Source organism: Streptomyces sp. GL_140 (genome assembly GCF_057834465.1).
Window position 1 is genome coordinate 8,215,820 of sequence record NZ_CM174404.1, and the last position, 16,275, is coordinate 8,232,094.

At 74.0% G+C, this 16,275-nt stretch carries 1 protein-coding gene and 1 pseudogene; both read left to right on the plus strand.

All coding sequences use genetic code 11. From position 1 onward, the window contains the following. Positions 1–73: 73 nt before the first annotated feature. The gene (locus tag AC3IYJ_RS38070; protein WP_489399072.1) at positions 74–16,126 is read left to right on the plus strand and encodes a type I polyketide synthase; all 16,053 of its coding nucleotides are present in this window, start codon (positions 74–76) and stop codon (positions 16,124–16,126) included. Positions 16,127–16,199: 73 nt separating this feature from the next. Next, a pseudogene (locus AC3IYJ_RS38075) lies at positions 16,200–16,247 on the plus strand (polyketide synthase docking domain-containing protein); the annotation flags it as partial. Positions 16,248–16,275 lie beyond the last annotated feature (28 nt).

Below are 16,275 nucleotides of genomic sequence, written 5' to 3' on the forward strand. Positions count from 1 at the left end.
CCGGCCTGCCGTCCGTCCGGCCGTCCGTCGTCCTTCACCTCTTCATCTTTCGCTGTAGGAAGGCTCCACCCCCATGTCGAACGACAGCAAGCTCGTTGAGTACCTCAAGTGGGTCACCGCTGATCTGCACCAGACTCGCCAACGACTGCTGGAAGTCGAGTCGGAGCAGCAGGAGCCGATCGCGATCGTCGGAATGTCCTGCCGCCTGCCGGGCGGTGTGCGCTCGCCCGAGGACCTGTGGCGGCTGGTGACGGAGGGCGGCGACGGCATCTCCGCCTTCCCCACCGACCGCGGCTGGAATCTGGAGGCCCTGTCCGGCGACGGGAACGGCAGCAGTGCATCGATGGAGGGCGGCTTCGTCGATGCCGCGGCCTTCGACGCGGACTTCTTCGGGATCTCGCCGCGCGAGGCGATGGCGATGGACCCGCAGCAGCGGCTGCTGCTGGAGACCTCCTGGGAAGCCTTCGAACAGGCCGGGATCGACCCGGCGACCCTGCGCGGCAGCCGGACCGGCGTGTTCGTCGGCACGGCGGGCGTGGACTACGTGGGCGTGGTCATGAACTCCCTGGAGGATGTGGAAGGCCACGCGACGACCGGCCTTACGGCCAGCGTCCTGTCCGGCCGCGTCTCGTACGCCTTCGGCCTGGAGGGCCCGGCGTTGACCCTGGACACCGCGTGCTCGTCCTCGCTCGTCGCGCTCCACGTCGCCGCCCACGCCTTGCGCTCGGGCGAGTGCACCATGGCCCTGGCCGGTGGTGTGACCGTCCTGTCCACGCCGATGAGCTTCGCCGGTTTCAGTCGGCAGGGCGGGCTGGCGGGTGACGGGCGGTGCAAGGCGTTCGCGGATGCGGCGGACGGTACGGGCTGGTCGGAGGGTGTGGGCGTGCTGGTCCTGGAGCGGCTCTCGGACGCCCGCCGTCATGGTCACGAGGTACTGGCCGTGATTCGTAGCTCTGCGGTGAATCAGGACGGTGCGTCGAACGGTCTGACCGCGCCGAACGGTCCGTCGCAGCAGCGGGTGATCCGGCAGGCTTTGGCGGCGGCCGGTCTGTCTGCGGCTGATGTGGATGTGGTGGAGGGGCACGGTACGGGTACGCCGTTGGGTGACCCGATCGAAGCGCAGGCGCTCCTGGCCACGTACGGCGAGAACCGTCCCGAGGGCAGGCCGCTGCTGCTTGGTTCGCTCAAGTCGAACATAGGTCATACGCAGGCGGCTGCCGGTGTGGCGGGTGTGATCAAGATGGTGATGGCGATGCGGGCGGGCGTGCTGCCGCGCACCCTGCACGTGGACAAACCCACCACGCACGTCGACTGGTCGGTTGGTGAGGTCTCGCTGCTGACCCAGCAGACGGACTGGCCGGCCACGGGCCGGCCGCGCCGGGCCGCCGTGTCGGCCTTCGGAATCAGTGGCACCAACGCCCACACGATCATCGAGCAGGCCCCGCCGGTCGAAGTGGAGGCGATGGAGCCGACCGTGGCTCCCGCCGTCGCGCCCTGGGTGGTGTCGGGGAAGTCGGCGGCCGCGCTGGACTCTCAGCTGGAGCGACTGGCCGCAGCGTCCGGGAAATCCGCGCCGGACGTGGGCTTCTCGCTGGCCGCGCGGCGCGCGAGCCTGGGACACCGGGCGGTGCTGGTGGACGGGGTCCAGATCGCCCGCGGCGAGGCGTCCGGACGGTCGCTAGCGGTGCTGTTTTCGGGGCAGGGTTCGCAGCGGTTGGGGATGGGGCGGGAGTTGTATGCCCGTTTCCCGGTGTTCGCGGCCGCATTCGATGCAGTGTGTGGCGGGTTGGACGCACCGGTGCGGGATGTGGTGTGGGGTGGGGACGGCGAGGCGTTGGACCGGACTGGGTTCGCGCAGTCGGCGTTGTTCGCGGTCGAGGTGGCGTTGTTCCGGTTGGTGGAGTCGTTGGGTGTGAGGCCGGACTTTGTGGCGGGGCATTCGGTGGGTGAGATTGCGGCCGCGCATGTGGCGGGGGTGTTGTCGCTGGCGGACGCGTGTGCGTTGGTCGCGGCTCGTGGTCGGCTGATGGAGGCGCTGCCGGAGGGCGGTGCAATGTTCGCGGTCCAGGCCACGGAGTACGAAGTCCAGTCGCTGCTCGGTGAGTTCGTGTCCATCGCCGCTGTCAACGGTCCGTCTGCTGTGGTGGTCTCGGGTGCGCGGGATGCGGTGGAGGCTGTGCGGGTTCATTTCGAGGGGTTGGGTCGCAAGGTCACGCGGCTGCGGGTTTCGCATGCTTTCCATTCCCCGCTGATGGACCCGATGTTGGATGAGTTCCGTGCGGTGGTGTCGGGGCTGACGTTTTCGGCGCCGGAGATCGCGCTGGCGGCTGATGCCGATCTGGTGTGTGACCCGGAGTACTGGGTGCGGCACGTGCGGGAGTCCGTACGGTTCGCCGATGCGGTGCGTTCGCTGGCCGGGCAGGGTGTGGACACCTTCCTGGAACTCGGCCCGGACGGAAGTCTGTGCGCGCTGGCGCAGTTGAGCATGGATGCGGTGATGGCCGTTCCAGTGCTGCGCAAGGGCCGGGGCGAGGAGCGCACGCTCGTCGAAGGGCTGGCCAGGCTGCACTGCGCGGGTGTGGAGGTGGACTGGGCGCGCTGGTACGACGGTACGGGTGCCCGGCGGGTCGACCTGCCGACGTACGCCTTCCAGCACGAGCGCTACTGGCCGCGGCCCGCGCTGCCCTCGGGAGATGTCGTCGGTGCCGGTTTGCGGCCTGCCGATCACCCCCTGCTGAGTGCCGCTGTCTTCCTGGCCGGCTCGGACGGGACGGTGCTCACGGGACGCCTGTCGTGTGGCTCACAGCCCTGGCTGGCGGAGCACGTCGTGGACGGCCAAGTGGTCTTCCCGGCCACGGGCCTGCTCGAACTCGCCCTCCGGGCCGCCGACCAGGTCGGCTGCAGTCGTGTCGGCGAGCTGACCCACACCGAACCGCTCGCGCTCGCCCTGGACGGCGCGGTGGCCGTCCAGGTGTGGGTGGGTACACCGGACGAGAGCGGGGCCCGGCCGGTCAGGCTGCACGCGCGGCGTGAGCAGGACTCGGACGCCGAGTGGACCGAGCACGCATCAGGTGTGCTGGTCACCGGTTCACCGATCGCAGTGACGGACACCGGCGGCGCCGAGATGGAGTTCGCGCTGTCGGGTGGCGTGGCGCGGGAGGCTGATCGGTTTGGTCTGCATCCGGCGTTGCTCGCCGAGGTGGTGCGGGAGGCGGCGGGGGAGCGGGACTTGGTGCCCGTCTCCTGGCGGGGGGTCTCGCTGCATGCGGCGGGCGCGTCGGTGGTGCGGGCGAGGATCCGCCGTACGGCGGAGGACTCGGTATCGCTCGCGCTGGTGGATGTCGAGGGCACGCCGGTGCTCTCGGTGGAGGAGCTGGTTCTCGGGGCTCCGGTGGTGCCGGTGGGGGTCGTGCCGGGGCGGGAGGGGCTGCTGCGCCTGGAGTGGATTCCGGCCGACGTGTCGGTGGGTTCGGCTGCCGATGGGACGGAGCTGACGGCGTTCCCCGTTCCGGGTGGGATGACGCCGGACGCCGTCCATGAGGCGTGTGCCCGGGCTCTTGACGCGGTGCAGGAGGCCGTTGAAGGCGCCGAGGGTTCGCGTCTGGTCGTTCTGACGCGGGGCGCGGTGTCGGGGGCCGATCTGGCGGGTGCCGCGGTGTGGGGTCTGGTGCGGGCGGCGGAGTCGGAGAACCCGGGGCGGTTCCTGCTGGTGGACATCGAGGGCGGTGGCGAGCTGCCGGTGGCGGAGGTGCTCGCGGCGGGTGAGTCGCAGGTGCTGGTCCGTGATGGCGTGGTGCACGTGGGCCGGCTGGCCCGGCTGGGTCGCGACGTGGGCCTGGTGGAGGTCCAGTTGGGGGACGGCACGGTCCTGGTGACGGGTGGTACGGGTGGTCTGGGCCGTGAGGTGGCCCGGCATCTGGTGGCCGTCCATGGGGTGCGGAGCCTCTTGCTGGTGTCGCGTCGGGGGCTGGATGCTCCGGGTGCGGTGGAGTTGCGGGATGAGCTGGCCGCCGCCGGTGCGGAGGTCTCGGTCGTCGCGTGCGATGCAGCCGACCGGGACGCGCTGTCCGGCGTGCTGGCCGGGGTGGAGCTGTCGGCGGTGATCCACACCGCAGGCGTGCTCGACGACGGTGTGGTGACCTCTCTGACGGCCGAGCGGCTCTCGAAGGTGTTGCGTCCGAAGGTGGACGCGGCCTGGAACCTGCAGGAGCTGACCCGGGCCATGGACCTCTCGGCGTTCGTCCTCTTCTCCTCGATATCGGGTGTGATGGGCTCGGCCGGGCAGGGCAACTACGCGGCCGCGAACGTGTTCCTGGACGCTCTCGCCGCACACCGCCGTGCTCAGGGTCTTCCGGCCCAGTCCCTCGCATGGGGTGCCTGGGCGCCCACGGGCGGTATGACCGCGACCCTGTCCGAGGCCGACCGGCAGCGGATTGCTTCCTCCGGTGTCCCGCCGCTCTCCGTCGAGCAGGGGCTGGCCCTCCTCGACGCGGCCATGGCCACCGACACCGCCCACCTCGTCCCCCTCGGCCGCCTAGCGACCGGAACCGGGGCGCGAATGCGCGGCGAAGTGCCCACCATGTTCCGCGGGCTGGTCCGCGGTGGGCGGCGGATGGCCGCCACCACTGCGGGCGGGGCCGGTACGGCCCTCGCGCTCACCGCCCGGCTGTGGGAGCTGCGCGAGGCGGACCGCATCCGCACCGTCGTCGAGATGGTGCGTACGGAGGCCGCGTCCGTCCTCGGACACGCCTCCGCGCAGACCGTCGGCGCGGACCGGGAATTCCAGGACCTGGGGCTCGACTCCCTCACCGCGCTGGAACTCCGCAACCGGCTGGGCCAGGTCACCGGCCTGCGGCTGCCCGCCACCCTCGTCTTCGACCACCCCACCCCCACGGCGCTCGGCGCCCACCTCCTCGCCGAGCTCCTCGACGAGAACGGCGACGCACGCCTCCCGGCCGCCGTGGCCACCGGGCCGGCCGACGACCCGATCGCCATCGTCGGGATGGCCTGCCGGCTGCCAGGCGGCATCGACTCGCCCGAAGACCTGTGGGACCTCGTCCTCGACGGCCGGGAGGGGATCGCCGACTTCCCCACCGACCGCGGCTGGGATCTGGACACCCTCCTCGGCGCCGGTCACGGCCCGGACGGCCGTGGTCGCAGCGCCACCGCCAAGGGTGGATTCCTGCACGGAGTGGCCGACTTCGACGCGGGCTTCTTCGGTATCTCGCCGCGCGAGGCCCTGGCCATGGATCCGCAGCAGCGGCTGCTGCTGGAGACCTCCTGGGAGGCAATCGAGCGCGCCGCCATCGACCCGGCCGCGCTGCGCGGCAGCGCGACCGGAGTGTTCGTAGGCACCGGAGGCCAGGACTACCTCACCCTCGTCATGAACTCCCCGGAGGACATAGAGGGCCACGCGAGCACCGGCCTCGCGGCCAGTGTGGTCTCGGGCCGAGTGTCCTACACCCTCGGGCTGCAAGGCCCGGCCGTGACCGTGGACACCGCGTGCTCCTCCTCCCTGGTGGCCATGCACCTGGCCGCGCAGTCGCTGCGCAGCGGCGAGTCCTCGCTCGCCCTCGCAGGCGGCGTCACCGTGATGTCCTCCTCGCTGGGATTCCCCGGCTTCACCCGGCAGGGCGGCCTCGCCGGCGACGGGCGCTGCAAGGCGTACGCGGACGCCGCCGACGGCACCGGCTGGTCCGAAGGCGTGGGCGTGGTCGTGCTGGAGCGGCTCTCGGACGCCCGCCGCAACGGCCACCAGGTCCTGGCGCTCGTACGCGGCTCCGCCGTCAACCAGGACGGTGCCTCCAACGGCCTCACCGCCCCCAACGGGCCCGCACAGAAGCGGGTCATCCGTCAGGCCCTCGCCAACGCGGGCCTGACGGCCGCCGACGTCGACGTGGTCGAGGGGCACGGCACGGGCACGCCCCTCGGCGACCCGATCGAGGCACAGGCCCTCCTGGCCACGTACGGCCGGGAGCGCGGCGAGGGCGGCCGGCCCCTCCTCCTCGGCTCGCTGAAGTCGAACATCGGGCACACCCAGGCCGCGGCCGGTGTGGCCGGTGTGATCAAGATGGTCATGGCCATGCACCACGACACCGTGCCGCGGACCCTGCACGTGGACACGCCCTCCACCCACGTCGACTGGTCCGCCGGTGACGTACGGCTGCTCACGCGGACCGAGCCGTGGCCGGCGGTCGACCGGCCCCGCCGGGCCGCCGTCTCGGCGTTCGGCATCAGCGGCACGAACGCGCACACGATCATCGAGCAGGCCCCGCCGGTCGAGGAACCGGCCCGAAGCGCCTCCGTGGCGCCCGCCCTGGTGCCCTCCGTGGTGCCCTGGACGGTCTCCGGCAAGTCCGAGGCCGCCCTCGACGCGCAGTGCGACCGGCTGGCCCCGCTGCTCACCGCTCTGCCCGCGCTGCCCGCGCTGGACGTCGCGTACTCGCTGGCGGCGGGTCGCGGGACGTTCGAGCACCGGGCCGTGCTGGTGGACGGTTCCGAGATCGCCCGCGGGACGGCAGCGGAGAGCCGGATCACGGCCGTGCTGTTCTCGGGCCAGGGATCCCAGCGGCTGGGCATGGGCCGGGAGCTGTACGCGCGCTTCCCGGTGTTCGCCGAGGCCTTCGACGCCGTGTGCGCGGCGCTCGACGAGCATCTGCCCCGTCCCGTCCGCACGGTCGTGTGGGGTGAGGACGAGGACGCCCTGAACGGTACCGGGTACGCCCAGGCGGGCCTGTTCGCCGTCGAGGTGGCTCTCTTCCGGCTGGTCGAATCGCTCGGCACGGCACCTGAGTTCGTGGCCGGGCATTCGGTCGGCGAGATCGCCGCCGCGCACGTCGCCGGCGTGTTCGGCCTCGCCGACGCGTGCGCGCTCGTCGCGGCGCGCGGCCGGCTGATGCAGGCCCTCCCCGACGGCGGCGCCATGCTGGCCGTACAGGCTGCGGAGGAGGAAGTGCGGCCGCTGGTCGACGCCGACCCGGCGTCGGTCGCGATCGCGGCGGTCAACGGTCCGGCCTCGGTGGTCGTCTCCGGCGCGGCCGACGCGCTCGCGCGGATCGGCGCGCACTTCGAGGCCGCGGGCCGCAGGACCACTCGGCTGCGGGTGTCGCACGCCTTCCACTCCCCGCTGATGGACCCGATGCTGGAGGAGTTCCGGGCCGTGGCGGCCCGGATCGCCTTCGCCGAGCCGCGGCTGGCGCTCGTGTCGAACGTGACAGGTGCGCTGGCCGGCCCGGAGCTGGTGTGCACCCCCGACTACTGGGTGCGGCACGTCCGTGAGACCGTCCGCTTCGCCGACGGGGTCGGCGCGCTGCGCGAGGCCGGGGTCTCCGCCTTCCTGGAACTCGGCCCCGACGGCATCCTCACCGCCGCCACCCGTACCGCCCTCGGTGTGCACGACGGCGCCTGTGTCGCCGTGCCCGCACTGCGGGCCGGCCGGCCCGAGGAGCGGGCACTGGTCGAGGGGCTCGCCCGCCTGCACGTCAGCGGCGTACGCATCGACTGGGCGCGGCTCTTCGACGGCACCGCCGCCCGGCCCGTCGCCCTGCCCACGTACGCCTTCCAACGCGACCGCCACTGGCCACGGACCGCCCCGGCCTTCCGGGCGGCTCCCGCCACCGCGGCCGATCCCGCCGACGCGGAGTTCTGGACGGCCGTCGAGGGCGAGGACCTGGCGACCCTGGCCACCGACCTCGACGTGGACGGCGAGGCGCTGGGCGCCGTACTGCCCGCGCTGTCGAACTGGCGCAGGCACCGCCGCGACCAGGCCCTGCTCGACGCCCTGCGGTTCCACGAGGCGTGGCAGCCGCTGGGCGCGGTGGGGGGCGCCGGGCCCACCGGGACCTGGCTCGTGGTCACACCCGCCGGTGGCGCGGACGGAGACTGGACCGCCACGGTGCGCGAGGCGGCCGGGCCCGACGCCCTGCACCTCACCGTCGAGGCGGGCCTGCCCCGGACCGCGCTGGCCGTCCTGCTGGAGCAGCTCCCTCGCCCCGAGGCGGGGTTCGCGGGCGTGCTGGCCCTGCCGGACCCCGCCGAGGTCGCCGCCACGGCGACCGCCGTGCTCTTCCAGGCCCTGGCCGACGCCGGGATCACGGCACCCCTGTGGTGCGTGACCCGGGGCGCGGTCGCCGTCGCCCACACCGAGGACCTGCCCTCCCCGGCCCAGGCCGGCACCTGGGGACTCGGCCGGGTCGCCGCCCTGGAGCACCCGCAGCGCTGGGGCGGACTCATCGACCTGCCCGAAACCCTCGACGCACGGGCCGCCCGGCGGCTCGGCGCCGTCCTGGCCGGGCTCGACGGCGAGGACCAGATCGCGGTACGCGACTCCGCCGTCCACGTACGCCGACTGGTGCCCGCGCCCGCCGGCTCGCCCGACGCCGGCTGGCAGCCCGCCGCCGCACACCCCGACGGCACGGTGCTCGTCACCGGCGGCACCGGCGTCCGGGGCAGCCGTACCGCCCGCTGGCTCGCGACCGCCGGCGTACGCCGACTGCTGCTCGTCGGCCGCCGCGGCCCCGCCGCACCCGGCGCCGCCGAACTCGTCGCCGATCTGCGCGCCCTGGGAGCGCAAGCCACCGTCGCGGCCTGCGACACCGCCGACCGGGACGCCCTGGCCGCCGTACTGGCGGCCGTCCCCGCCGAACACCCGCTCACGGCCGTGGTCCACGCGGCCGGCATCGTCCACGACGGGGTGCTCGACGACCTGACCCCGGAGCGGCTGACCGCCGTACACCGGGCCAAGGCGCTGACTGCACTCCACCTGGACGAGCTGACGCGCGGCCTCGACCTGTCGGCGTTCGTGCTCTTCTCGTCCGTGGCAGGAGCCGTCGGCACGCCCGGCCGGGCGGCCGTCGCCGCCGCGAACGCCGTCCTCGACGCGCTCGCCCAGCAGCGCCGCGCACGGGGCCTGCCCGCGACCTCGCTGGCCTGGGGCGCCTGGATGGACGGCGAGCCCGCGGACGAGGCGCGGGCCGACACCGCGGGCCGCCGCACGGCGATTCCCGCCGTGCACCCCGAGCTGGCGCTCGCCGCGCTGCGGCAGGCCGTCACCCGGTCCGCCCCGACCCTGATCGTGCTCGACCTGCGCCAGCCGCAGATCCTGGACACCCTGGTCGGACTGCGCGGCAACCCGTCGCTGGCCGGGCTCCCGGCCGCCCGACAGGCACTCGCCGACGCGGAGGCGGCCCGCGAGGACATCACCGCGCAGGCGCACGAACTCACCCTGCGACTGCGGGCCCTGCCCACCGCCGAACGCCTGCCCCTCGTCACCGACCTGGTACGCACCCACGTCGCGGCGGTGCTCGGCCACAGCGGCAGGGCGGCCGTCGCCGCGGACCGCAAGTTCCGGGACCTCGGGTTCGACTCGCTCACCGCCGTCGAACTCCCCGCCCGCCTCAACCTGGCCACCGGCCTCAAACTCTCCGCCACGGCCGTCTACGACCACCCGACCGCCACCGTCCTCGCAGAGCACCTGCTCGCCGAACTCCTCGACGAGCAGCGGCCGGACAGCGAGACCACCGGCGCATCCCGCGCCGCCGCCTCCGCCGACGACCCGATCGCCATCGTCGGCATGGCCTGCCGCCTGCCCGGCGGGGTCCGTACGCCGCAGGACCTGTGGCAACTGGTCTCCACCGGCGGGGACGGCATCGCACCCTTCCCCACCGACCGCGGCTGGGACCTGAAGACCCTCGGCGGCGGCGACCGCGACGGCCGCGGCCGCAGCGCCACCCTGGAAGCCGGATTCGTCCCCGGCGCCGCCGACTTCGACGCGGGCTTCTTCGGCATCTCGCCGCGCGAGGCCCTGGCCATGGACCCCCAGCAGCGGCTGCTGCTGGAAACCTCCTGGGAGGCCTTCGAAGGGGCCGGCATCGCACCGGACTCCCTGCACGGCAGCCGCACCGGCGTGTTCGTCGGCACCAGCGGCCTCGACTACGCGACGCTGATGATGAACTCCCGTGAGGACATCGGCGCCCACGCCGGAACCGGCCTCGCCTCCAGCGTGCTGTCCGGGCGCATCTCGTACACCCTCGGCCTCGAAGGCCCCGCCGTCACCGTCGACACCGCCTGCTCCTCCTCCCTGGTGGCCCTGCACTCGGCCGCCCAGGCGCTCAGGGCAGGCGAGTGCTCGCTGGCCCTGGCCGGCGGCGTCACCGTGATGGCGACCCCCGTCGGCTTCGCGGGCATGACCATCCAGGGCGGCCTCGCCGCCGACGGCCGCTGCAAGGCCTACTCCGACGCCGCAGACGGCACCAACTGGTCCGAGGGCGTGGGGATGCTCGTCCTCGAACGCCTTTCCGACGCCCGTGCCAACGGGCACGAGGTCCTGGCGCTCGTACGCGGCTCCGCCGTCAACCAGGACGGCGCCTCCAACGGCATCACGGCCCCCAACGGCCCCTCCCAGCAGCGCGTCATCCGCCAGGCCCTCGCAGCCGCCGGACTGACCCCCGACGACGTGGACGCCGTCGAGGGACACGGCACGGGAACCGCCCTCGGCGACCCCATCGAGGCGCAGGCCCTGCTGGCCACCTACGGACGCGGACGCGACCCCGAGCGACCGCTGCTGCTCGGCTCGCTGAAGTCCAACATCGGGCACACCCAGGCCGCCGCCGGCGTGGCCGGCGTCATCAAGACCGTCCTCGCGCTGAGGCACGGCGTCCTGCCCAAGTCGCTGCACATCGAGGAGCCCTCCACACACGTCGACTGGACGGCCGGAGCCATCGACCTGCTCACCGAGGCTCGGCCGTGGCCCCAGGCGGACCGGCCCCGGCGGGCAGGCGTGTCCTCGTTCGGCATCAGCGGCACCAACGCCCACACGATCATCGAGGAGGCCCCGCCCGCCGACGCACCGGAGGAACCCCCGGCCGAATCTCCCCGGGCGCCGTCCGTGACGGCCCCGGCGGTGCCGTGGCCGGTGTCCGGAGCCACACCGGAGGCCCTGGACGAGCAGCTCGCCCGTCTCGCGGCACACACCGCGGGCCGTGACCCGCTCGACGTCGGCCACTCCCTCGCCACCACCCGGACCGCCTTCGCGCACCGCGCCGTGCTCGTCGACGGCACCGAGGTGGCCCGCGGCGAAGCCGCCGGCCACACCACCGCCTTCCTGTTCTCCGGACAGGGCGCACAGCGCCTCGGCATGGGCCGCGAACTGTACGACCGCTTCCCGGTCTTCTCCGACGCCTTCGACGCCGTCTGCGCCCAGCTCGACCCGCATCTGGAGCGTCCGCTGCGCGAGGTCGTCTGGGGAGCCGACGCCGAGGCGCTCGACCGGACGCAGTACGCGCAGACCGGGCTGTTCGCCGTCGAGGTGGCCCTGTTCCGGCTGCTCGCCTCACTCGGCGTACGCCCCGAGTTCGTCGCCGGCCACTCCGTCGGCGAGATCGCCGCCGCCCACGTCGCCGGGGTGTTCACCCTGGCCGACGCGTGCACGCTGGTGGCCGCCCGGGGCCGGCTGATGCAGGCCCTGCCCGAAGGCGGCGCTATGGCCGCCGTACAGGCCACCGAGGACGAAGTCCGCCCCCTGCTCACCGCGCGGGTGGTCCTCGCAGCGGTCAACGCACCGTCCTCGCTCGTCGTCTCCGGCGCCGAGGACGCCGTCGAGGCCGTACGGGGCCACCTCGCACGCATGGGGCGCCGGACCAAGCGGCTGCGGGTCTCGCACGCCTTCCACTCCCCGCTGATGGACCCGATGCTGGACGAATTCCGGGCCGTCGTCGCCACCCTGGCCGTCGCGGAGCCGGACCTCCCGCTCGTCTCCACCCTCACGGGTGCCCAAGCCGGGGTCGCGCAGCTGCGCGACCCCGAGTACTGGGTCCGCCACGTCCGGGAAACCGTCCGCTTCGCCGACGCCGTACGCACCCTGCGCGAGGCCGGGGCCTCGGCTTTCCTGGAGGTCGGCCCCGACGCCACCCTCGCCGCGCTGGCCCCGCAGAGCCTCGGCGAGGACGCCGACCAGTGCGTGTGCGCCTCCGCGCTGTGGGCGGACCGGCCCGAGGAGAGCGCCCTGGTCACCGCCCTGGCCCGGCTGCACGTCACCGGCGTCGGCGTGGACTGGCCGCGGTTCTTCGACGGCACCGGCGCCCGCCGCACCACCCTGCCCACCTACGCCTTCCAGCACGACCGGTACTGGCCGCGCCCCGCACCCCTGTCCGGGGACGTGACCTCCGCCGGCCTGGTACCCGCCGAACACCCGCTGCTCGGCGCGGCCGTCCCGCTCGCCGGAGCCGCCGGCCTGCTGTTCACCAGCAGGCTCTCGCTCCGAGTCCACCCGTGGCTGCTCGACCACCGCACCGACGGGTCCGCCCACTTCCCGGCCACCGCATTCCTCGAACTCGCCACCCGGGCGGGCGACCAGGTCGGCTGCGGAAGCCTCAGGGAATTCACCGTCACCGCACCGCTGCCGCTCGGGCACGGCGTCGAACCCGTCATCCAGGTGTGGGTGGGCGCACCCGAAGAGGACGGCGCGGACCGTACCGTCGCCTGCTACGCGCGCCCCGGCGACGCGGCCCCCGACGAGCCGTGGACCCGGCACGCCACCGGCATCCTGACCGGACAGCCGTTCACCGCGCCCGCCGCCCCACTGGTGTGGCCCCCGATCGGCGCCGCGGCCGTCGACCTCGACGGCTTCTACGGAGCCTCCGGGCCCGGACCCGTCTTCCAGGGCCTGACCGCGGCGTGGCTGCACGGCGACGAGGTGTTCGCCGAGGTGCGGCTCGCCGGTGAGGCCGCCGACGACGCCCGCTGGTTCGGCCTGCACCCGGCCCTGTCGGCCGCGGCCCTGCACGCGGCCGCCCTACTCGGCCTCGGCCACGAGGACCACCTGCCGCAGCCCCGGGCCTGGCAGGACCTCACCCTGCACGCGGGCGGCGCCCGCGTCCTGCGGGTCCGCCTGTCCCGGTCCGGCGAGGACGCGGTCGTCATGAGCGCCTACGACGCCGAAGGCACCCCCGTCCTGTCGGCCACGTCGGTCACCCTGGCCACCGCCGAGTCCGGCGCCGAGTTCGCCGCCGGGTCGGGCACCGCACGCGCCACCGACCGCGAGCCGCTGTTCCATGTGGAGTGGATACCGGCCGACACGGACAGCGTCGCCGACGGCGCACCGAGCGCCCCCGCACCGAGCGCCGTCGCGCTGGACGTCCTCGCGCTGGACGTCCTCGCACCGGACGTCCTCGCGCCGGGCACCGGCGACCCCTACGGCCTCGGCGCCCGCGCCACCGGCCTCGCCGAACTCGCCCGGGCCGGCGCGCGGGTGCCCGACCTGGTCGTCGTACCGCTGCCCGAGTGCACCGGTGGCGATGTGCCCGCGGCCGTGCACGCGCTGACCGCACAGGTACTGGCCCTGGTCCAGGAGTGGCTGTCGGGGGAGCGCTTCGCCGCCTCACGGCTCGTCCTCGTCACCCGGCGGGCCATCCGCGCCGTCGACGCGGACACCGTCGCCGACCTCGCGGGCGGCGCGGCCTGGGGCCTGGTGCGCTCGGCCAACTCCGAGCACCCCGACCGGTTCGTCCTCCTCGACACCGAGGAGGACACCGACGTCGCCGACGCCCTCGCCCGGCTCGCCGGCCCGCTCGCCGCAGGCGAGGCCCAGTTCGCCGTACGCGACGGCTCGCTGCTCGTCGGCCGGCTCGCCCGGCTGGCCACCGCCCCAAGTCTGCTGCCGCCCGCAGGAGAGGGCTGGCGGCTCGCCCTGCCCGAGGACGGCGCGGCCGACGCCCTGCGACTGGAACCCGGCCCCGACGCGGCACGACCGCTCACCGACGGCGAGGTACGTGTCGCCGTCGCGGCCGCCGGCCTCACCGGCGAAGCCGCCGCCGGCGCCACCGCCCGGATCACCGGCACCGTCAGCGCCGTCGGACCCGGCGTGCTCGGGCTGCGCACGGGTGACCGGGTGATGAGCACGGAACAGGTCGCCGCCGTCGGCCCCGTCGCCGTCGTGGAACGGAGCGGGCTCGCACCCGTCCCCGACGGGTGGACCTGGGAACGGGCCGCCGCCCCGGTCGGCCCGGTCGCCTCGTACGACATCCGGCACGCCCGGACGGCCCTTTGCGCCCGCACCCCGGACGGCGGTCCCCTGGACGGCACGGTGCTCACCATGCCGCCCGTGTGGAACCCCGTAGGCACCGTCCTGATCACCGGCGGTACGGGCGCGCTCGGCCGACACCTCGCCCGCCGACTGGCCGCTCGCGGGGTCCGGCACCTGCTGCTCAGCAGCCGCCGCGGCCCGGCCGCGCCCGGCGCCGCCGAACTGGCCGCCGAACTGGAGGCCCTGGGTGTCACCGTCACCGTCGCCGCCTGTGACACGGCCGACCGGCGGGCCGCGGACGCCCTGATCGCGGGCATCCCGGCCGCGCACCCGCTCACCGCCGTGATCCACACGGCCGGTGTGCTGGACGACGGCATCATCACCTCGCTGACCCCCGCACGGCTGTCGGACGTCCTGCGGCCGAAGGTCGACGCGGCCTGGAACCTGCACGAGGCCACGCGCGGGCTCGAGCTCGCCGCCTTCGTGACGTTCTCGTCCATCGCCGGCGTCATGGGCAGCCCCGGCCAGGGCAACTACGCCGCCGCCAACTCCTTCCTCGACACCCTCGCCGGCCACCGCGCAGCCCTCGGACTGCCCGGTACCTCCCTGGCCTGGGGCCCGTGGGTCCAGGACGACGGCATGACCAGCGAGCTCAGCGACACCGACATGCGGCGCATGCAGTCCGGCGGCATGCCCCCGCTCTCCATCGAGCAGGGCCTCGCCCTGTTCGAGGCCGCGCTGGGCTCCGCCGAACCGCTCGTAATCCCGATCGGGCTGACCGGCTCCGGCATGCGCCCCCAGGGCGAGGTCCCCCCGCTGTTCCGGGGGCTGGTCCGCACCGCCCGGCGCACCGCCGCCAACACGGCGGGCGGCAAGGACACCGCCGACCTGACCAGGCAGCTCCTCGCGCTCGGCGCGAAGGACCGCCTGCGCTACCTCACCGACCTGGTGCGGACCGAGGCCGCCGGCGTGCTCGGCCACGCCTCGGCCGACGCCGTCGAGGCCGACCGGGACTTCTACGAGCTCGGCCTCGACTCGCTGACGGCCGTCGAACTGCGCAACAAGCTCGCCGCCTGCACCGGCATGCGGCTGTCCGCGACGGTCGTCTTCGACAACAAGACCCCCGCCCACCTGGCCCTCTGGCTGCATGGCGAAATCGCCCAGCAGGCGCGGGCCGAGGACGGCGCGAGTGCGGGTGCCACCCTCGGCCTGGCGTCCGGAGAGCCGGAACCCGGCTCCCTGGAGCGCCTGTTCACCGACGCCCTCGCCGACGGCAAGGTCGCCGAGGCCCAGCGCATGCTGGCCGCCGTGGCCGCGCTCCGCCCCACCTTCGAGGCGTCGGCCGAACTGGAGGACCTGCCCTACGCCTCCGACCTCGCCGACGGTCCGGCCGCTCCCCGGCTGATCTGCGTCAGCGCGCCCACCGCCAACGCGGGTGTCCACCAGTACGCCCGGCTCGCCGCCCACTTCCGCGGCAAGCGCGAAGTCGCGGCACTGCCCCTGGTCGGCTTCGAGACGGGGGAACGGCTACCCGCCACCCCGGAGGTCGCCGTCCGGGTGATCGCCGAAAGCGCCCTGCGGGCCGCCGACGGCAAACCGTTCGTCCTCGTCGGCCACTCCTCCGGCGGCTCCTTCGCCTACGCGGCAGCCGGACTGCTGGAACACACCTGGGGAATCAAGCCCGCCGGCGTGGTGCTGCTGGACACGTACAGCTTCCAGCACAACGAGGGCGAAGGAGTCGACTACCAGGGCATGATGCGCCTCAACTTCACCGGCACGGGCCCGCAGGCCCGCTCGGCCGAGAGCTCGGTGGTCCGGCTGACCAGCGCCCGGCTCTCCGCCATGGGCCGCTGGATGGTCCTGCTCAGCCGGCTCCGGGTACAGCACACCAGCGCCCCCGTGCTCCTGGTGAAATGCGCCAAGCAGCTCTTCGGAGCCGACGACCGGCCGATCGAACAGCGGCCCTCGGCGGAGCGGGCCCCCCTGGTGGCCGGAGCACACGAGCGACCTGTGGACGCCGACCACCTTTCGATGATCCGCGAGGACTCGGCCAAGACCGCACAGATCGTGGAGGAGTGGCTCAGCGGCAGTGATCAGCAGGCCTAGGGAAAACCGCAGTCGGCCGCGGTGAGACTGTCCGGGAAACCCCGGCATCTCACCTCGAGAGGTTGACATCCTGATGTCGAACGAGCAGAAGCTTCGCGATTATCTGAAGCGGGCCATCGCCGACCTCGACGAGACGCGCGAGCAGCTGC